This is a genomic window from Variovorax sp. TLI9-5A (assembly GCF_056867935.1).
On sequence record NZ_CP200310.1, the window covers coordinates 4,479,556 to 4,497,795 of the forward strand.

Genomic DNA, 18,240 nt, shown 5'->3' on the forward strand with positions numbered 1-18,240 from the left:
CAGAGCAACTCTCATCGAATTACAAGACAAGAACAACAAGGAAAGAAGAACGAAATGAACAACAGCGCTGTCACACCACTACCCACCGAATCGCACATCGCCCAACGCGCCCGCTGGCCCCGAAGCGGCCAGCACATCCTCGCCCACCACGACGCGAACTCGGTCGTCGTCTACCAGGCCTACCGTCCAGCCATCGGCGAATACGCCATCAGGCACGGCCGGCTCGACGGTCCGGACTTCAGCCTTTCGCGGATGAGCTGGATCAAGCCGAACTTCCTCTGGATGATGTATCGCAGCGGCTGGGGCACGAAGGAAGGCCAGGAAGTCGTTCTGGGCCTGCGGCTGCGCCGCGCGTTCTTCGAGCACGTGGTGCGCGAAGCGGTGGCTTCGACCTTCGATGCAGCCGGCTATCCGAGCCGCGAGGCTTGGCAGGAAGCCGTGGAACGCTCAGAGGTGCGCCTGCAATGGGACCCGGACCATTCGCCGCAAGGCCACAAGCTCGAACGCCGCGCAATCCAGTTGGGCCTGCGCGGCCGCACGCTGGCCGCTTTCGCGCACGAGGAGCTGCTGGAGGTCATCGACATGCGCTCCTTCGTGGCCGCCCAGCGCCCGCTGGCGCAGGACGACAGCCTCGAGCTGCAACTGCCGGTGGAGCATGTGCTCGACATCGGCTTCGAAAAGGAAAACTCCAAATGACGACGACAACGAACTCAACCACCGTCATACCCCGCAGCACCCGCGAACTGCCCGCGTACTTCGCGCAGGGCCATCGCCCGGAGTTCCTTCTCTTCTGGGGCCATCAGTCACCGAAGACCGGCGTGAACAAGAGCTGCTTCAGCCAGTGGTTCGAGGCCGCGTTCAAGGTCGATGGCGTCTCGTACCGCACGGCCGAGCATTTCATGATGGCCGGCAAGGCGCGCCTGTTCGGCGACCAAGAAATCTGCGACCGCATCCTCGCCGCGCGCACGCCCGGCGAAGCCAAGAAGCTGGGCCGCGAGATCCGCGGCTTCAACGAGGCCGCGTGGGTCGCCGCGCGCCTGGACATCGTGACGCAGGGCAACATCGCCAAGTTCTCGCAGAACGCGGAGCTCGGCGCCTTCCTGCTCGGCACGGGCCACCAGGTGCTGGTGGAGGCCAGCCCGGTCGATCCGATCTGGGGCATCGGGCTCGCGGCCAACAATCCCCTGGCACAGGACCCGCGCGAATGGAAGGGGCTCAATCTGCTGGGCTACGCGCTGATGGCCGCGCGCGAGGCGCTCAGGCAGCAACAGTCATGAATGCGATCGAGCGCTACCAAGGCTGCCTGCTCGGCCTGGCCTGCGGCGACGCCGTGGGCACCACGGTCGAGTTCCGCTCGCGCGGAAGCTTCGCCCCAGTCACCGGCATGCACGGCGGCGGCCCCTTCGGGCTGATCGCAGGCGAGTGGACCGACGACACGTCGATGGCCCTTTGCCTCGCCGCGAGCCTGATCCACTGCAAGGGCTTCGACGCGGTCGACCAGATGAACCGCTACTGCAACTGGCGCAGCGTGGGCTACATGAGCAGCACCGGCAACTGCTTCGACATCGGCCTGACGGTGTCGGGGGCCCTCACCCGCTACCTGGCTTCGGGCGATCCGTTCGCCGGAGATCCCGATCCGCGCACAGCCGGCAATGGAGCGCTGATGCGGCTCGCGCCGGTGCCGATGTTCTACGCGGCGAGCGCCGAGGCCACCTGGAAGCAGGCCGGCGAAGGCACGCGCACGACGCATGGCGCGCTGGAGGCCATCGAATGCTCTCAGCTCTTCGCATTGCAGCTTCGCGCGGCGCTGCGGGGCGAAAGCAAGGCGGCCATTCTGACGTCCACGCCGCAGGCGCCACTGAGCGAGAAGGTCGCGGCGCTGGCACGAGGCAGCCATGCATCGAAGCCCGTCGCCCAGATCAAGGGATCGGGCTACTGCGTCGAATCGCTCGAAGCGGCGCTCTGGTGCTTCGCGAACACTGGCTCCTTCGAGGAAGCAGTGCTCGCCGCCACCAACCTGGGCGACGACGCCGACACCACGGCCGCCATCTGCGGCCAGCTGGCGGGCGCCTTCTACGGCGTCGCAGGCATCCCGCCAGACTGGCTCGACAAACTCGTGATGCGCGCGGAAATGGAAGAGATGGCCGGGCAATTGCTCGCACTGGCCGGCTGACGAAGGCCGGTGGCTACTCCGGCTGCGCGGCCGTGTCTCCCACCCGTCGCGCATCGAGCTGGCTGCCGCCCTGCGCCAGCGACACCCCCACGACCACGTTCGCCGCATCGCGCCTGAACATGACCTGCGCGCCGATGGCCGTCACAGCAAAGCGGTCGTTGCCCGTAGGCGTGAGCGCGTTGTAGCCGCGCTCCGTCTCCCGAACCAGCAGCCGGCCGCTGCGCACCGTGAAGTTCAATGACTGGGTCTTCGTCACGCGGTACTCGCCCCTGTATTCGTCGAGCCGCTTCGCATCGATCGGCACTTCGGTGGTCGGCACCGGATATCGGCTCTTGCCGATGGCCAGCATCACCGACTGCATCGGCGCGCGCGCGTTGCTGCTGAGCACGATCATCGCCTCGCCAGTGTCGGGCGCGAGCAGCCACAGCGTGCGGTAGCCCTCGGTGACGCCCGCGTGGTAGTAGGTGCGCCGGCCGCCTTCGGGCCCGCGCACCATCACCGCATAGCCGATCTCGGCGCCCTCGTAGCGCGCCAGCGGCGTGAGCATGCGCGCGGCGGCCGGGCCCAGCGGGCCGGCGGCGCCCGCGAGGACGGCGCGGCTGAAGGTCATCATGTCGGCGGCGGTGGAGCGCAGCGCGCTGGCCGGCGCGTAGGCCTGCATGTCGAAGAGCGGCTGTCGGCGGTCGCCCGCGAAGGCCGGGGCCATGCGCGAGGCCTTGTCGCCCAGCGTGATGACTGTGTCGTTCATGCCCAGCGGCTCGGTGATGCGCGCGCGCACCAGTTCGCCCCACGAGGTGTCGTAGTGCTCGGCGAGCAGTTGGCCGAGCAGCGCCATGCCGAAGTTGCTGTACGCGCCTTCGCAGGGCGGCGCGGCGGCCGTGAGCTTGATGCGCGCGAGCGCGGCCCAGAACATGGCCTTGTCGTAGGCGTGGAACTGCTCGACGAGGGGTGCGCCGCCGGTCACGCCGTCGGCCATCACGGGCACGCAGCCGGTGTGCGTGACGAGCTGGCGCAGCGTGACCGAGGCCACCGGTGGCGAGAGGCCATCGACCTTGCCGGCGAGCAGCCTGCCGACCGTGTCGTCCAGCTTCAGGTCGCCGCGCTGCACCGCCTGCGCGAGCAGCAGGCCGGTGAACACCTTGGTGACGGAGCCGATCTCGAACATCGGCTGCTCGGCGCTGCCGGATGCGATGGCGCGCGGCTGCGACGGCGGCTCGGGGTTGTAGGCGGCGCCGTAGGCCGCCTGCCCGTTGCGCAGCGTGCCCACCACCATCGTGCCCCGCTCGGTGCCGATGGCTGCTTTCGCAAGAAGGGCCGGATCGCTTGCCAGCGTCAGGGGCTGTTGTTGTTGCTGCTGCGGCGGCTGCAGTTGCGCCAGGGCGTTGCCGGCCAGCAACGGGACGAAAAGCCAGGCCGCGAGCCAGGAGCGGTACAGCAAGGCATGGGGCATGAGCCGCATCGTCGGATTCCTCAGGCGGTCGAAGAGCCGCAATCCTGCCACGTCCGGAGTCCCCCTCGCGCGCCGCGACGACAATCGGCCAATGCGCGCATTGCTCGGCACCTTCTCCTGGCAGGAACTCCGCCACCACCCCTGGCGCAACGCGGCGGCCGTGCTGGCCGTGATGCTCGGCGTTGCGCTGGCCTTCTCGGTACAGCTGATCAACGCCTCGGCGCTCGACGAGTTCTCGAGCGCGGTGCGCTCGGTCAACGGCGAGCCCGACCTGGAAGTGCGCGCCGTGCAGGGCGGCTTCGACGAGGCCGTGTTCGCGCAGCTCGCCCGCCACCCACAGGTGGCGCTGGCGAGCCCGGTGGTCGAGGTCCAGGGGCTGGCGCTGGCCGGCGAGCAGCAGGTGCCGATCCGCGTGATCGGCATCGACGCGCTGGCGCTGCCGACCATCGCGCCCGCGCTGATGCCGCAGGCCGCGGCGGGCGCCGACCGCTTCGCGCTCTTCTCTCCGGGCCAGGTGTTCCTCAACCTCGCGGCGCGCGACGCGCTGGGGCTGCCCGCGCAGGCGCCCGGCGACGGCAAGGCCGAGACAGTGCAGCTGCGCAGCGGCGACGCCTGGCACAGCCTCGCCGTGGCGGGCCATGTGGCCGCCGGCGGCAAGGCGCTCGCGGTGATGGACATCGCGGCGGCGCAGGAACTCTTCGGCCGCATCGGTCAGCTGAGCCGCATCGACCTGCGCCTCGCGCCCGGCACGGACAGGGCCGCCTTCATGGCTTCGCTGCAGCGCTCTCCGAATTGGCCTGCTGGCGTGCAGTTCGCCGAGCCCGGCGACGCGGCGCAGCGCGTGAGCAACCTGTCGCGCGCCTACCGCGTGAATCTCACGGTGCTGGCGCTGGTGGCGCTCTTCACGGGGGCCTTCCTGGTGTTCTCGGTGCTGGCTCTGAGCGTGGCCAAGCGCGCGCAGCAGTTCGCGCTGCTCGGCGTGCTCGGGCTCACGCCGCGCGAACGGCTGCGGCTGGTGCTGGCCGAGTCGCTGGTGCTGGGCCTGATCGGCAGCTTGGCCGGCCTCGCGCTGGGCACGGCGCTGGCGGCCTTCGCGCTGCGCGTGCTGGGCGGCGACCTGGGCGGCGGGTACTTCGAAGGCGTGGCGCCCACGCTGCACTGGAGCGCAAGCGCTGCCCTGCTCTACGGCGGGCTCGGCGTGCTGGCCGCATTGGTCGGCGGCTGGTGGCCCGCGCGCGCGGCGCAGGCGCTGCCCGAGGCGCAGACGCTCAAGGGCCTGGGCGCCGCACCCACGCGCAGCAACGGCCACTGGCTGGCGCTGGGTCTGGTCGCGCTGGGCGCGGTGCTGGCCAACCTGCCTGCCATCGGCGGCATTCCGGTTGCGGCGTACCTCTCGGTGGCCTGCCTGCTGGTGGGCGGCATCACTGCCCTGCCCTGGCTGATCGCGCTGCTCTACGACCGCGTGGCGCCGCTGTTCTCGCGGCGCGTGCTGCCGATGCTGGCGGTGGAGCGTGCGCGGCGCATGCGCGGCACGGCGGCGGTGGCGGTCAGCGGCGTGGTCGCGAGCCTGAGCCTTGCGGTCGCGCTCACGGTGATGGTCGCGAGCTTCCGCGACTCGGTCACGCACTGGCTGGACGTCGTGCTGCCGGCCGACCTGTACGTGCGCGCCACCTCGGGCGGACGCGGCGGCAACAGCGGCGGCGGCAGCAGCACCGACACCGCCACCTTCGCGCCGGCCTTCGTGCAGTCGCTGGCGCAGCTGCCCGGCGTGGCGCGCACCGGCACGCTGCGCACGCAGCCGCTGCAGCTCGATGCAGCGCGGCCGGCGGTGACGCTGATCGCGCGCAGCCTCGAAGGCGGGGCCGCGCAATCGCTGCCGCTGGTGGGCAGCGCGCTGCCGGTGCCCGAGGGACAGGTCGGCATCTACGTGAGCGAGCCGATGGTGGAGCTCTACGGCGCGAAGCCGGGCACGGTATTCGCGCCGCTGTCGGCCGCCATGGGCAAGGCGCAAGCCCCGTCGTTCTTCGTGGCCGGCGTGTGGCGCGACTACGCACGGCAGTTCGGCGCCATCACCATGGACGCGCGCGACTTCGAGCGCATCACCGGCGAGCGCAACGTGAGCGACGTGGCGCTGTGGCTCGCGCCCGGCGCGTCGGAAGGCGCGGTGCAGGCGGCGGTGCGTGAACTGGCCGCGCGCCAGGGCGGCCGGGGCGATTCGTCCGCCGGCTCCGTCGAGATAGCCTCGGTGGGGCAGATCCGCGCGACCTCGCTGCGCATCTTCGACCGCAGCTTCGCCGTCACCTACTGGCTGCAGGCCGTGGCCATCGCCATCGGCCTCTTCGGCATCGCCGCCAGCTTCAGCGCGCAGGTGCTGGCGCGGCGCAAGGAATTCGGCCTGCTCGCGCACCTGGGCTTCACGCGCCGGCAGGTGCTCGCGGTGGTGGCCGGCGAAGGCGCGGCATGGACGGCCATCGGCGCCGTGGCCGGGCTCGGCCTGGGGTTGGCCGTGTCGGTGGTGCTCGTGAAGGTGGTGAACCCGCAGAGCTTCCACTGGAGCATGGATCTCCTCGTGCCATGGGCGCGGCTGCTGGCGCTGTGCGCGGCGGTGGTCGCCGCCGGCACCATCACGGCCTGGATGGCGGGCCGCGCCGCCGCCGGCAAGGACGTGGTGCTGGCGGTGAAGGAAGACTGGTAGGCCGCGGGCCGGCCCCACGACTTCAGCGCGCCGGCGTCAGCTGGATTCTTTCCAGCGTCTCCTTCTCCACGGCCGCCCGGCTGTAGACCAGCGGCACGTACTTGCCTTCGAGCCACAGCGGCGCGAGGTCGCGGTAGTTCGGGCTCTCGGGGTTGCCCGACTGGCCCGGCGCGTTGATGACGCGCGACGCGTCCCAGTTGCCCACGTCCAGCACCATGCGGAACGATGCGCCGGAGGTCAGCCTGTAGTCGCTCGCGCGGTAGGTGGCGGCCATCGGCGTGAAGGAGGAGCCCGACATCGGCCAGTCGCCCACGTCGAGCTTCTTGCGCGTGGCGGCATCGACCACACCGCCGAGCGGATGGCGGAACTCGGCGCGGTGCAGCGCGCCCCACTTCCATGTCGCCGGCTCGGGGCCGAGCTTGGCGCTCAGCTCCTGCATCGCGGCGGGCAGGGTCTTGAGCAGCAGCGCGTCGCGCTGTTCGTTGGTGACCCAGCCGAAGGGGTTCTCCAGCAGCAGCACCATGCGCGTGTTGTCGCCCGGTGCGGCCAGCGCAGCGCCCGCATCGCCCGCGCCGGCCTTGAGCACGGCGGCGCGCAGCGGTTTGCTGCTCCACACCTCGTACAGCGCGGCGGCGGCGCTGTCGCGGTCCATGGTGCCGTCCCAGCCCTGCAGCATGCGCAGCGCGGTCGCCGTCTGCGCGTCGTCGCTGCGCAGGCCCGACAGCAGCTTCAGCACCCGCTGCGCGGGCGTGGCGACGATGTCGTTCTGCATGCGCTGCGAATCCTCGACCGAGAAGCGCGAGCCAGCCGCTACCTTGCTGGCGAACAGCTCCTTGAGCCGGCGGGCGCGCGCCGCGTCGCTCCACTCGTAGCCCACGCCCTTCTTCGCCGCGGGATGGTCGGGCGGGATGTTGTTCTCGTTGGCGGTCACCACGTAGCCGCGCGCCGGGTTGAACTCCGAGGGCAGCTCGTCGCCGTTGCGGAAGCCCGACCACTCATAGCGGCCGTCGCCGGGCACGGGCATCAGGCCGTCCCAGTTGGGGCGTATGGGCGTGAGGCCGCCGGGAATCCAGCCGACGTTGCCGCTGCTGTCGGCGTAGACCTGGTTCTCGCCCGGCGCGCCCCAGCGGTTCATGGCGGCGCGGAACTGGTCCCAGTTGCGCGCGCGCATGTAGTCCATGGAGCCGAAGTACGGCGCCATGCCGGGCTCCAGCCACGCCGCGCGCAACGCGAACGCACGCTGCCTGCCGGGCTCGGACAGCAGCACCGGGCCATGGCGCGTGAAGGTGTTGACCACCTCGCGCGGCGTGTTCTCGCCCTTCACCGCGATGCGCTCGGTGACGCGCACCATCGGCTCCCAGCGGCCCTGGTAGCGGTACTCGTTGGGGTTGCGCGGGTTGAGCTGGTACACGTACAGGTCTTCCTGGTCCATGTAGAAGCGCGTGAGGCCGAAGGCGATGGTGCCGTTGTGCCCGATCGAGATGCCCGGCAGGAAAGGTTCGCCCGCGCCGATCACGTCCATGCCCGGCGCGCTCAGGTGCGCCATGTAGCGCAGGCTGGGCGCACCGTGCGCGCGGTGCGGATCGTTGGCGAGGATGGGCCGGCCTGTGGATGTGAGCTTCGGCGAGATCACCCAGTTGTTGCTGCCGTAGCCGGCCGTGGGATCGCCTTGCACCGCCTGCTGATCCTGCGGACCCGGCAGGCTCGCTACAGGCGCCGCGAGCCGCGTGTTGGTCTTGCTGAACTGCGGCGCTTCGGTTGCCCGCATGTAGGCCGCGCGCAGTTCGGCCGCCGGAATGGTGCAAGGGTCCAGGCCCTGCGGTACGCGCGGATTGACCGGTGGATCGAGCTCGCGCCGCAGCCAGTCGGCCTTGATGCCGGCACCGCCCGCGCAGAAGGCGCGTGCGCGGTCGATCTCGGAAGTGAAATTGAGCGTGAGGCCGTGGTGCCGTATGCGCACCACGTCCTCGGGCGACCATGTGGCGGGCTGGTAGCCCAGCAGCGCGAACTCCGGCGGCAGCAGCGAAGGCTGCGCACGCACCTGCGCCACGTAGGCATTCACGCCGGCGGTGAAGGCCTCGGCCACGCGCTTGGCGTCGGAGCCGTAGGCCAGCCACTCGCGGTACATGTCGCCGCGATAGAGCACTGCGCGCGCGGCGCGGTCGTTCTCTACCCACGCGGGGCCGAAGTCCTTCGCCATTTCGCCGAGGCCGCGCTTGCGCCAGAGGTCCATCTGCCAGAGACGGTCGCGCGCGGCGATGAAGCCCTGCGCGACGAAGGCGTCGTAGAGCGTGCCTGCGTACAGGTGCGGCACGCCCCATCGGTCCACGAGCACCTCGGCCGGCTTCTCGAGGCCAGGCACCGTGAAGGATGAGGAAGGCCGCGTGGTGCCCGGCTGCCCGTCGGGCGGCCCCGAGGCACAGCCCGCGAGCATGAGAGCGGTGAGTGACGCGAGCGCAACTGCGCGAAAGGAATTCCTTTGACCTAACGAGCGCCGCGATGCCGGGCGCAGGTTTCTTCTTTTCATGAGCCTCGTCTCCTGCCTTGTGTTGTTGGTAGAGGGGTGGCAGCGAACAGTATCCCGATTTGCCTGCTTCGTGGGCGTTACAAGGCGCGACTTGTAGACTGGCGAACCATGCAGCGAGCCCCCTCTCCTTTTCCTCTTTCGCGCCGAAGCCTGCTGCTCGCCGCGCTCGCATCGGGGCCGCTGGCCGCATGGGCGCTGCCCGAGCGCCGCCTCGAGTTCCCGCGCGACTTCGGCAGCCACCCCGACCTGCACACCGAGTGGTGGTACGTCACCGGCCACGCGAAGACTTCCGCCGGACGCGAATTCGGCTTCCAGGTCACCTTCTTCCGCTCGCGCGTGGAGGCCGCGCTGGGCATGCGCTCAGCCTTCGCCGCGAAGCACCTGGTGTTCGCGCATGCGGCCGTCACCGACCTCGAAGGCCGCGTGCTGCTGCACGACCAGCGCATCGCGCGCGCGGGCTTCGGCGTGGCGGAAGCCTCCACCAGCGACACCGACGTGCGCATCCGCGACTGGTCGCTGGCTCGGGAGAACGGCATCTATGCGGCGCGCATTCCGGCGGGCGAATTCACGCTCGACCTGCGCTTCACGCCCACGCAGCCTGTGCTGCTGCAAGGCAAGGCAGGGCTTTCGCGCAAAGGGCCCGAGGAGTCGCAGGCGAGCTACTACTACAGCGAGCCGCAGCTCAAGGCACAGGGCAAGCTCACGCTCAAGGGCCAGGCCTTCGACATCACGGGCACCGCATGGCTGGACCACGAATGGAGCGAAGCGCTGATGCATCCCGAGGCCGTGGGCTGGGACTGGATCGGCATGAACCTCGACGACGGCAGCGCCCTCACCGCCTTCCACCTGCGGCGCAGCGACGGCAGCGCGCTATGGGCCGGTGGCTCGTACCGGCAGCGCGATGGCACGGCACGCATCTTCAAAAACGACGAAGTGCGTTTCGAAAGCCTCAAGACCTGGGACAGCCCCCGCACGCAGGCGAAGTACCCGACGCGATGGCACGTACACACGCCCGCCGGCAGCTTCGAGGTGCGCGCCCTGCTCGACGACCAGGAGCTGGACAGCCGCGGCTCCACCGGCGGCGTGTACTGGGAGGGCGTGAGCGACCTGCTCGATGCACAGGGTCGGCGATTGGGACGCGGCTACCTCGAGATGACCGGCTACGCGGCTCCGTTGAAGCTGTAACTGTTGTAGCCACGGACAGAGGCTGACAACCGAACGCCTCCTACGCGCGTTGGGAAAATTTCCCATAAATAATCATCCCGATGCAGAGGAGCCCCACCATGAAAACCCGAATCGCAATGCTGGCCGCGGCCGGCGCGCTCTCCATTCTCGCGAGCCCGCTTGCCGCCAACGCGCAGGTCTCGGTCAACATCAACGTGCCCGGCCTGGTGATGACGGCCCCGCCCCCGCCGCGCTACGAGCCCCTGCCCCCGCCGCGCGGCGGCTTCGTCTGGGTGCCGGGCCGCTGGGTCTGGGACGGCCGTGCCTACGGATGGCGCCCGGGTGGCTGGCAACCCGAGCGCGCGGGCTATGTCTATGCCCCGGGCCGCTGGATCGAGGACCGCGGCGGCTGGCGCTGGACCGAAGGCGACTGGCGCCGCGAGGCCCGCCGTGAAGCGCGCCGCGAACGCGAGTGGGAAGAAGACCGCCGCCATGACCGCTACGAGCGCGATCACCGGCACGGCCACGATCGCGACCGCGGCGACTTCTGCCCGCCCGGCCAGGCCAAGAAGGGCAACTGCTGAGGCGCAGGCCCGCAGAGCCCGGAACGAAAAAGGGAGCCGAAGAGGCTCCCTTTTTGTTTGTCGGCGTCGTCTTGCTACTTCGCCCGCCGCCGGTCGATGAACGCGATGATCTCGCCCATGATTCCCTTGCGGAAAGCCAGCACGCAGATCACGAAGATCAGGCCCGTGACCATGGTCACCGACTCGCCCAGCGTGTTGAACCAGTCCACCGTGGTGATGCGCGCGAGCAGGTTGCCGAGTTCGCCGATCTTGTTCTCCAGCAGCACCACCACCGCCGAACCCACCAGCGGGCCCGAGAGCGTGCCGAGGCCGCCCACCAGCGTCATCAGGATGACCTGGCCCGAGGCGGTCCAGTGCACGTCCGACAGCGTGGCGAAACCCAGCACCAGCGTCTTGAGCGAACCGGCCAGGCCCGACAGCGCCGCCGAGATCACGAAGGCCAGCAGCTTGAAACGGCTCACGTCGTAACCCAGCGAGAGCGCGCGCGGCTCGTTCTCCTTGATGCCCTTGAGGACCTGCCCGAAGGGCGAATGGATGGTGCGCACGATCAGCAGGAAGGCCGCGACCACGATGACCAGCGCCACGTAGTACATGGTGAGGTCGTTCGACAGGTCGATCACGCCGAAGAGCTTGCCGCGCGGCACGCCCTGCAGGCCGTCCTCGCCGCCGGTGAACTTGGCCTGCAGCGCGACGAAGAACATCATCTGCGCGAGCGCCAGCGTGATCATCGCGAAGTAGATGCCCTGCCGGCGAATCGCCAGCACGCCGAAGAGCCAGCCGAGGGCGGCGCCGGTGAGCGTGCCCGCGATCAGCCCCAGCTCGGGCGTGAGGCCCCAGACCTTGATCGCATGGCCCGCCACGTAGGCCGAGCCGCCGAGGAATGCCGCATGCCCGAAGGACAGGAGCCCGGTGAAGCCCAGCAGCAGGTTGAACGCGGCCGCGAAGAGCGCGAAGCACATCAGCTTCATCACGAACACCGGGTAGGCGCCGAAGAACGGTGCCAGGACCAGTGCGAGCAGCAGCAGCGCGTAGACGACGGTGGATATCTTTTTCATGTTCATGCCGTCCGCCTTATTTTTCTTTGCCGAACAGGCCGGCCGGACGGATGAGCAGCACGATGACCATGATCACGAACACGACGGTGGAGGATGCCTCCGGATAGAAAACCTTGGTGAGCCCCTCGATCACGCCGAGCCCGAGGCCGGTGAGGATGGCGCCCATGATCGAGCCCATGCCGCCGATCACGACCACGGCGAACACCACGATGATGAGGTTCTGCCCCATCAGCGGCGACACCTGGATGACGGGCGCGGCGAGCACGCCGGCAAAGGCCGCCAGCCCGGCGCCGAAGGCGTAGGTCAGCGTGATCATCAGCGGCACGTTGACGCCGAAGGCCTCCACCAGGCGCGGGTTCTCGGTGCCGGCGCGCAGGTAGGCGCCGATGCGGGTCTTCTCGATCACGTACCAGGTGGCGAAGCACACCACCAGCGACGCCACCACCACCCATGCGCGGTAGTTGGGCAGCACCATGAAGCCCAGGTCGGTGGCGCTCGACAGCGCATCGGGCGCGTCGTAGGGCAGGCCCGAGACGCCGTAGATGGAGCGGAACACGCCCTCGATCAGCAGCGTGAGGCCCAGCGTGAGCAGCAGGCCGTAGAGGTGATCGAGCTTGTAGATCCAGCGCAGGAGCAGCCGCTCGATGAGCACGCCGAAGATGCCGATGACGACGGGTGCGGCGATCAGCATCACCCAGTAGTTGATGCCGAAATACTCCATGGCCATCCACGTCAGGACGGCGCCGAGCATGAACAGCGCGCCGTGCGCGAAGTTGATGACGTTGAGCAGGCCGAAGATCACCGCCAGCCCGAGGCTCAGGATGGCGTAGAAGGAGCCGTTGACCAGCCCCAGGAGGAGCTGGCTCAAAAGCGCGGGAAGGGAAATGTTCATAGAAAGTTCAGGACGCCACTGGCCGTTTCTTCTTTTTCGCAGGGGCCGCCGCGCACGGCCGCCCGAAGCGGCCGGCCCGCCCCCCTTGCAAAGGGGGGTTGGCGAAGCGACACGCAGTGCGCGCAGACTGGGGGGTTACTTCCATAGCGCGCACTTGCTCTCAGCTTTGGTCGTGAAGACCTCTTCGCCCTTGAGCTTCTGGACCACCTTGTAGTAGTCCCACGGCTGCTTCGACTCGGCCGGCGACTTCACCTGCACCAGGTACATGTCGTGCACGAAGCGGCCGTCGGCACGGATGCTGCCCTTTGCGTAGAAGTCGTCGATGGGGGTGGACTTGAGGGTTTCCATCACCTTGTCGGCATCGACCGTCTTGGCGGCCTGCACGGCCTTCAGGTAGGTCATGGTGGCCGAGTAGTCGGCCGCCTGGATGTCGGTGGGCATGCGCTTGGTCTTCTCGAAGAAGCGCTTGCCGAAGGCGCGCGTCTTGTCGTCGAGGTTCCAGTCCCAGCTGGTGGTCAGCAGCAGGCCTTCGGTGTTCTTCAGGCCCAGGCTGTGCACGTCGGTCACGAACACCAGCAGGCCGACCATCTTCATGGTCTTGGAGATGCCGAACTCGCGTGCCGCCTTGATCGCGTTCTGCGTGTCGCCGCCCGCGTTCGCGAGCGCCAGCACTTGCGCCTTGGAGTTCTGCGCCTGCAGCAGGAACGAGGAGAAATCGGAAGTGTTGAGCGGATGCTTCACGCTGCCGAGCACCGTGCCGCCCTTCTCCTTCACGACCTTGGTCGCGTCGGCCTCCAGGGCCTGGCCGAAGGCGTAGTCGGCCGTCAGAAAGTACCAGCTCTTGTCGCCTCGCGCGATGACGGCGCTGCCCGTGCCCTTGGCCAGCGCCACGGTGTCGTAGGCGTAGTGCACGGTGTAGGGGCTGCACTGCTCGTTGGTGAGCGCCGAGCTGCCCGCGCCGTTCACGATGAACACGCGCTTCTTCTCCTGCGCCACCTTGGCCATGGCCAGGCCGGTACCCGAGCTGGTGCCGCCGAACAGCATCGTCAGGCCCTGCGTGTCGATCCACTCGCGCGCCTTGGAGGCGGCGATGTCGGCCTTGTTCTGGTGGTCGGCCTGCAGCAGCTCGATGGGCATGCCGTTGACCTTGCCGCCGAAGTCGTCGATGGCCATCTGGATCGCCAGCGCGCCGTTCTTGCCCTCCACGTCCGCGTAGAGGCTCGACATGTCGGTGATGAAGCCTATCTTGACCTTGTCCTGGGCATGCGCGGCGCCGACGGCCATGAGGCAGGTAGCAGCGAGACAGGCGGAGGCGATGAGCGTGCGTTTCATGGAGTGGTCCTCGTGATGACTTCAGTGGAAGAAGCTCGGGCAGGCGGCTGAGTCAGGCGCTCACTTCCAGGCCGCGCACTTGGTCTCGGCCTTGGTCGTGAAGACCTGGTCGCCCGGCAGCGTCTTCAGCACCTTCAGGTAGTCCCAGGGCTTCTTCGATTCGGCCGGCGACTTCACTTCGACCAGGTACATGTCGTGGATGAAGCTGCCGTCGGCGCGGATCTGGCCCTTGCCGTAGAAGTCGTCGATCTTCATGCTCTTGAGCTGCGCCATCACCTTGTCCGAGTCGGTGGTCTTGGCGGCGGCCACTGCCTTCAGGTAGGTCATGGTGGCCGAGTAGTCGGCGGCCTGCACGTCGGTGGGCATGCGCTTGGTCTTCTCGAAGAAGCGGTTGGCGAACTTGCGCGACTCGTCGTTCAGGTCCCAGTACCAGCTGGTGGTGTGCAGCAGGCCTTCGGTGTTCTTCAGGCCCAGGCTGTGGATGTCGCTCAGGAAGACCAGCAGGCCGGCGGTCTTCATCGTCTTGTTGATGCCGAATTCCTTGGCGGCCTTGATCGAGTTGATGGTGTCGCCGCCCGCGTTGGCCAGGCCCAGGATCTGCGCCTTGGAGTTCTGCGCCTGCAGCAGGAACGAGGAGAAATCGGATGCGTTCAGCGGATGGCGCACGGCGCCCACCACGGTGCCGCCCTTCTCCTTCACCACCTTGGTGGTGTCGGCTTCGAGCGCGTGGCCGAAGGCGTAGTCGGCCGTCAGGAAGAACCAGCTCTTGCCGCCGCGGTCGACCACCGCCGCGCCGGTGCCCTTGGCCAGGGCCACGGTGTCGTAGGCGTAGTGCACGGTGTAGGGGCTGCACTGCTCGTTGGTGAGCACCGAGCTGCCCGCGCCGTTGTTCAAGTACACGCGCTTCTTCTCTTCCGCCACCTTGGCGGTGGCCAGCGCCGTGCCGGAGTTGGTGCCGCCGAAGATCATGGTGACGCCGGCCGTGTCGACCCATTCGCGGGCCTTGGAGGCGGCGATGTCGGCCTTGTTCTGGTGGTCGGCCACCAGCAGCTCGATGGGCTGGCCCAGCGCCTTGCCGCCGAAGTCGTCGATGGCCATCTGGATGGCGGTGGCGCCGCCCTTGCCTTCGAGGTCGGCGTACAGGCTCGACAGGTCGGTGACGAAGCCGATCTTCACCTTTTCCTGCGCCTGCACGGCGCCCGTGCTCATTGCGAGGATGCCGACGGCGGTGGCGATGAGGCCGAGTTTCTTGTTCATGGCTTGTTGTCTCCTGGAGAAATCTTTGTGGGATGGAAAAAGAGTCTTGTGGACGGGTTCGGCTGTGTTCTTTGTCTCAGACGCCCAGCAGCTCGGTGAGCACGGGCATCTTGGCTTCGAGCTCGGCGGCGCCGAACTTCTCGACGATGCGGCCGTGCTCCATCACGTAGAAGCGGTCGGCCAGCGGCGCGGCGAAGCGGAAGTTCTGCTCCACCATCACGATGGTGTAGCCCTTGGCACGCAGCGTGGTGATCATGCGGGCCAGCGCCTGCACGATGACCGGCGCGAGGCCTTCGGAAATCTCGTCGAGCAGCAGCAGCTTGGCGCCGGTGCGCAGGATGCGGGCCACGGCCAGCATCTGCTGCTCGCCGCCCGACAGGCGCGTGCCCTGGCTGTGGCGGCGCTCGGCGAGGTTGGGGAACATGGCGTAGATCTCTTCGACCGACATGCCCTGCCCCGCGCCCTTGAGCTCGGGCGGCAGCATCAGGTTTTCCTCGCACGAGAGGCTGGCGAAGATGCCGCGCTCTTCCGGGCAATAGCCGATGCCGAGGTGCGCGATGCGGTGCGTGGGCATGCCGATGGTCTGCCTGCCGTTGACCTCGATGCTGCCCTTTCGCGCGCCGGTCAGGCCCATGATGGCGCGCAGCGTGGTGGTGCGGCCCGCGCCGTTGCGGCCCAGCAGCGTGACGACCTCGCCCGGCTGCACGACCATGTCGACGCCGTGCAGCACGTGCGATTCGCCGTACCAGGCTTGCAGGCCCTTGATTTCGAGTGCGGCCGTCATGTCAGTGAGCTCCCTGCAATTGGCCGTCGGTGGTGCCCATGTAGGCCTCCATGACCTGCGGGTTCTTCGAGACCACGGCGTACGGGCCTTCGGCCAGCACGGCGCCGCGCTGCAGCACGGTGATGGTGTCGGCGATGGTCGAGACCACGCTCATGTTGTGCTCGACCATCAGGATGGTGCGGCCGGCCGACACGCGCTTGATGAGTTCGGCCACGCGGTGCACGTCTTCGTGGCCCATGCCCTGCGTGGGCTCGTCCAGCAGCATGAGTTCGGGCTCCATGGCCAGCGTGGTCGCGATCTCCAGCGCGCGCTTGCGGCCGTAGGGCAGGTTCACGGTCTGTTCGTCGGCGAGTTCCTCGAGGCCGACTTCAGCCAGCAGTTCGCGGGCCCTGGCATCCAGCGGCTTGAGCGACTTCTCGCTCTTCCAGAAGTGGTAGGAGGTGCCCAGCCTGCGCTGCAGGCCCAGGCGGACGTTCTCCAGCAGCGTGAGGTGCGGGAACACGGCCGAGATCTGGAACGAGCGGATGATGCCGCGGCGCGCGATCTGCGCGGGGCGCTCGCGCGTGATGTCCTGTCCGTTGAACAGGATCGTGCCGGTGGTCGGCTCGAGGAACTTGGTCAGCAGGTTGAAGCAGGTCGTCTTGCCCGCGCCGTTCGGGCCGATGAGCGCGTGGATGGAGCCGCGCACCACGGACAGGTTGACCTTGCTGACCGCGGTGAACCCCTTGAATTCCTTGGTGAGCTGGCGTGTTTCGAGGATGACGTCGCTCATCTCGCGAGGTCGCCCGGGTTCGTGAAAAGAATGTGGGTCATGCGGTCCGTCTCAATGCGCCACCATCGAGCGCGGACCGATTGTTCGTGGGTGCTTCCAGCTTGGATACTGGGGCAAATGCCTATGCTGCAGTGCAACCATTCCAGAGGGCCGCCGGCCCCTGCTGCACGACTGTCGTCTCGACGACAAAGGCGGCACGCGAGCCGGCGATGACGCTGCGCATCGATCACTCGCGGCGCCGGCATCGATTGGGCATGATCACGCCCATGGCACCAACGACATCGCCGCACATGCCCGACTTCCGCTCACCCGACTTCCTGGCCGACCACATCCGGCACACGCTGGCCTTCTACGAGGGCCGCAGCATCGACCCCAGCGGCGGCTTCTTCCATTTCTTCAAGGACGACGGCACGGTGTACGACCGCCGCACCCGTCACCTGGTGAGCAGCACGCGCTTCGTGTTCAACCACGCGATGGCGTACCGGCGTTTCGGCAAGCCCGCCGACCTTGCTGCCGCACGGCATGGGCTGGCCTTCATCGAGCGCGCCCACAGGCAGCAGGATGGCGGCTATGCATGGCAGCTCGATTGGCACGAGCAGCGCGCGACAGTGCAGGACGCCACCAACCGCTGCTACGGCCTGGACTTCGTGCTGCTCGCGCAGGCGCATGCGCTCATGGCCGGCATCGAGGAGGCGTACCCCGGGCTGGATCGCACCTGGGGGCTGATGGAAGCGCATTTCTGGGAGCCACCGCACCAGCTCTATGCCGACGAGGCCACGGCGGACTGGCGCGTCGGCGCCTATCGCGGGCAGAACGCCAACATGCACGCTTGCGAGGCGCTGATGGCCGCCTTCGAGGCCACGCAGGAGGCGCGCTACCTCGATCGCGCGCTGGCGGTGGCCGAGTCGGTGACCGGCCGGCTGGCCGCGCTGGCCGACGGGCTGGTGTGGGAGCACTATCGCGAGGACTGGTCGGTGGACTGGGACTTCAACCGCGGCAACAAGACCGACATCTTCAAGCCCTGGGGCTTCCAGACCGGCCACCTGACTGAATGGGCCAAGCTGCTGCTGCAGCTCGAAGGCCACCTCGCCACCGAAGACCGCAAGGCCGGCTGGATCGTGCCGCGCGCGCGCCACTTCTTCGACACCGCCATGTTCCGCGGCTGGGACGCCGACAACGGCGGGCTGGTCTACGGCTTCGGCCCCGATGGCACGGTGTGCGACGGCGACAAGTACTTCTGGGTGCAGGCCGAGAGCTTCGCCGCCGCCGCCCTGCTCGCGGTGCGCACGGGCGAACCCGGCTACTGGGACTGGTACGACAGCATCTGGGCCTACAGCTGGGCGCATTTCATCGACCACAGGCACGGCGCCTGGTATCGCATCCTCACGCCGGCGAACGGGAAGATCAGCGACGAGAAGAGCCCTGCAGGCAAGACCGACTATCACACGATGGGCGCCTGCTACGACGTGCTCAGGGCACTGGGCAAGTAGAAGCGACAGGCGCAGCAGAAATGGAAACCCCCAGGCTCCTTGCGGAGGCTGGGGGTTGCGAGGGA

General features: G+C 68.3%; 15 protein-coding genes. 7 read left to right on the forward strand and 8 right to left on the reverse strand.

Features of this window, described 5'->3' with window-relative positions:
• Positions 1-54 precede the first annotated feature (54 nt).
• The 3 genes from AC1VNX_RS21255 to AC1VNX_RS21265 are packed head-to-tail and all read left to right on the forward strand — an operon-like array spanning position 55 to position 2,173.
• Positions 55-696 carry a DUF4291 domain-containing protein gene (locus tag AC1VNX_RS21255; RefSeq protein WP_483159140.1) on the forward strand — a complete coding sequence of 214 codons (642 nt, stop codon included), beginning with the start codon at positions 55-57 and terminating at the stop codon, positions 694-696.
• Positions 693-1,277, forward strand: a complete 585-nt coding sequence (locus AC1VNX_RS21260) for an NADAR family protein (RefSeq protein WP_483159142.1) — start codon at positions 693-695, stop codon at positions 1,275-1,277. Before AC1VNX_RS21255 ends, AC1VNX_RS21260 begins: the two co-directional genes overlap by 4 nt.
• Positions 1,274-2,173: an ADP-ribosylglycohydrolase family protein gene (locus AC1VNX_RS21265; protein WP_483159144.1), complete on the forward strand. Its 900-nt coding sequence runs from the start codon at positions 1,274-1,276 to the stop codon at positions 2,171-2,173. The genes AC1VNX_RS21260 and AC1VNX_RS21265 overlap by 4 nt, the downstream gene beginning before the upstream one ends.
• 13 nt (positions 2,174-2,186) lie before the next feature.
• Here AC1VNX_RS21265 and AC1VNX_RS21270 read toward each other — a convergent pair whose 3' ends face one another.
• Complete coding sequence (locus tag AC1VNX_RS21270) at positions 2,187-3,623, reverse strand: serine hydrolase domain-containing protein (RefSeq protein WP_483159146.1); 1,437 nt, start codon at positions 3,621-3,623, stop codon at positions 2,187-2,189.
• 91 nt (positions 3,624-3,714) lie between these two features.
• Here AC1VNX_RS21270 and AC1VNX_RS21275 point away from each other — a divergent pair, with 91 nt between their 5' ends.
• Positions 3,715-6,318: an FtsX-like permease family protein gene (locus AC1VNX_RS21275; protein ID WP_483159148.1), complete on the forward strand. Its 2,604-nt coding sequence runs from the start codon at positions 3,715-3,717 to the stop codon at positions 6,316-6,318.
• Positions 6,319-6,340: 22 nt separating this feature from the next.
• Here the strand turns inward: AC1VNX_RS21275 and AC1VNX_RS21280 are convergent, their stop codons facing one another.
• Positions 6,341-8,845, reverse strand: coding sequence for a penicillin acylase family protein (locus AC1VNX_RS21280; RefSeq protein ID WP_483159150.1), 2,505 nt, complete (start codon positions 8,843-8,845; stop codon positions 6,341-6,343).
• Positions 8,846-8,953: 108 nt separating this feature from the next.
• On the opposite strand from AC1VNX_RS21280, the gene AC1VNX_RS21285 reads away from it, so the two are divergent.
• Together AC1VNX_RS21285 and AC1VNX_RS21290 are read left to right on the forward strand one after the other, a co-directional pair.
• Complete coding sequence (locus AC1VNX_RS21285) at positions 8,954-10,030, forward strand: lipocalin-like domain-containing protein (RefSeq protein ID WP_483159152.1); 1,077 nt, start codon at positions 8,954-8,956, stop codon at positions 10,028-10,030.
• Positions 10,031-10,128: 98 nt separating this feature from the next.
• Entirely contained in the window at positions 10,129-10,593 is a 465-nt protein-coding gene (locus AC1VNX_RS21290) for a hypothetical protein (RefSeq protein WP_301509136.1), read from the forward strand.
• A 74-nt stretch (positions 10,594-10,667) separates the two neighbouring features.
• Here the strand turns inward: AC1VNX_RS21290 and AC1VNX_RS21295 are convergent, their stop codons facing one another.
• From AC1VNX_RS21295 to AC1VNX_RS21320, 6 genes are all read right to left on the reverse strand, one after another.
• Positions 10,668-11,654: a branched-chain amino acid ABC transporter permease gene (locus tag AC1VNX_RS21295; protein ID WP_483159154.1), complete on the reverse strand. Its 987-nt coding sequence runs from the start codon at positions 11,652-11,654 to the stop codon at positions 10,668-10,670.
• A 10-nt stretch (positions 11,655-11,664) separates the two neighbouring features.
• Positions 11,665-12,540, reverse strand: a complete 876-nt coding sequence (locus AC1VNX_RS21300) for a branched-chain amino acid ABC transporter permease (RefSeq protein ID WP_483159156.1) — start codon at positions 12,538-12,540, stop codon at positions 11,665-11,667.
• Between the two features lie 135 nt (positions 12,541-12,675).
• Positions 12,676-13,872 carry an ABC transporter substrate-binding protein gene (locus AC1VNX_RS21305; RefSeq protein WP_483159158.1) on the reverse strand — a complete coding sequence of 399 codons (1,197 nt, stop codon included), beginning with the start codon at positions 13,870-13,872 and terminating at the stop codon, positions 12,676-12,678.
• A 60-nt stretch (positions 13,873-13,932) separates the two neighbouring features.
• Positions 13,933-15,129, reverse strand: coding sequence for an ABC transporter substrate-binding protein (locus AC1VNX_RS21310; protein WP_483159160.1), 1,197 nt, complete (start codon positions 15,127-15,129; stop codon positions 13,933-13,935).
• Positions 15,130-15,205: 76 nt separating this feature from the next.
• Positions 15,206-15,913 carry an ABC transporter ATP-binding protein gene (locus tag AC1VNX_RS21315; RefSeq protein ID WP_483159162.1) on the reverse strand — a complete coding sequence of 236 codons (708 nt, stop codon included), beginning with the start codon at positions 15,911-15,913 and terminating at the stop codon, positions 15,206-15,208.
• 1 nt (position 15,914) lies between these two features.
• Positions 15,915-16,685 (reverse strand): ABC transporter ATP-binding protein, encoded by a 771-nt coding sequence (locus AC1VNX_RS21320; RefSeq protein WP_483159164.1) that lies wholly within the window; start codon positions 16,683-16,685, stop codon positions 15,915-15,917.
• Between the two features lie 266 nt (positions 16,686-16,951).
• Here AC1VNX_RS21320 and AC1VNX_RS21325 point away from each other — a divergent pair, with 266 nt between their 5' ends.
• Positions 16,952-18,175 carry an AGE family epimerase/isomerase gene (locus tag AC1VNX_RS21325; protein ID WP_483159166.1) on the forward strand — a complete coding sequence of 408 codons (1,224 nt, stop codon included), beginning with the start codon at positions 16,952-16,954 and terminating at the stop codon, positions 18,173-18,175.
• Positions 18,176-18,240: the final 65 nt, after the last annotated feature.

Coding starts and splice junctions, on each gene's coding strand:
- AC1VNX_RS21255 (WP_483159140.1), top strand. CDS start 55: ATGAACAACAGCGCTGTCACACCACTACCCACCGAATCGCACATCGCC.
- AC1VNX_RS21260 (WP_483159142.1), top strand. CDS start 693: ATGACGACGACAACGAACTCAACCACCGTCATACCCCGCAGCACCCGC.
- AC1VNX_RS21265 (WP_483159144.1), top strand. CDS start 1,274: ATGAATGCGATCGAGCGCTACCAAGGCTGCCTGCTCGGCCTGGCCTGC.
- AC1VNX_RS21270 (WP_483159146.1), bottom strand. CDS start 3,623: ATGCCCCATGCCTTGCTGTACCGCTCCTGGCTCGCGGCCTGGCTTTTC.
- AC1VNX_RS21275 (WP_483159148.1), top strand. CDS start 3,715: ATGCGCGCATTGCTCGGCACCTTCTCCTGGCAGGAACTCCGCCACCAC.
- AC1VNX_RS21280 (WP_483159150.1), bottom strand. CDS start 8,845: ATGAAAAGAAGAAACCTGCGCCCGGCATCGCGGCGCTCGTTAGGTCAA.
- AC1VNX_RS21285 (WP_483159152.1), top strand. CDS start 8,954: ATGCAGCGAGCCCCCTCTCCTTTTCCTCTTTCGCGCCGAAGCCTGCTG.
- AC1VNX_RS21290 (WP_301509136.1), top strand. CDS start 10,129: ATGAAAACCCGAATCGCAATGCTGGCCGCGGCCGGCGCGCTCTCCATT.
- AC1VNX_RS21295 (WP_483159154.1), bottom strand. CDS start 11,654: ATGAACATGAAAAAGATATCCACCGTCGTCTACGCGCTGCTGCTGCTC.
- AC1VNX_RS21300 (WP_483159156.1), bottom strand. CDS start 12,540: ATGAACATTTCCCTTCCCGCGCTTTTGAGCCAGCTCCTCCTGGGGCTG.
- AC1VNX_RS21305 (WP_483159158.1), bottom strand. CDS start 13,872: ATGAAACGCACGCTCATCGCCTCCGCCTGTCTCGCTGCTACCTGCCTC.
- AC1VNX_RS21310 (WP_483159160.1), bottom strand. CDS start 15,129: ATGAACAAGAAACTCGGCCTCATCGCCACCGCCGTCGGCATCCTCGCA.
- AC1VNX_RS21315 (WP_483159162.1), bottom strand. CDS start 15,913: ATGACGGCCGCACTCGAAATCAAGGGCCTGCAAGCCTGGTACGGCGAA.
- AC1VNX_RS21320 (WP_483159164.1), bottom strand. CDS start 16,685: ATGAGCGACGTCATCCTCGAAACACGCCAGCTCACCAAGGAATTCAAG.
- AC1VNX_RS21325 (WP_483159166.1), top strand. CDS start 16,952: ATGGCACCAACGACATCGCCGCACATGCCCGACTTCCGCTCACCCGAC.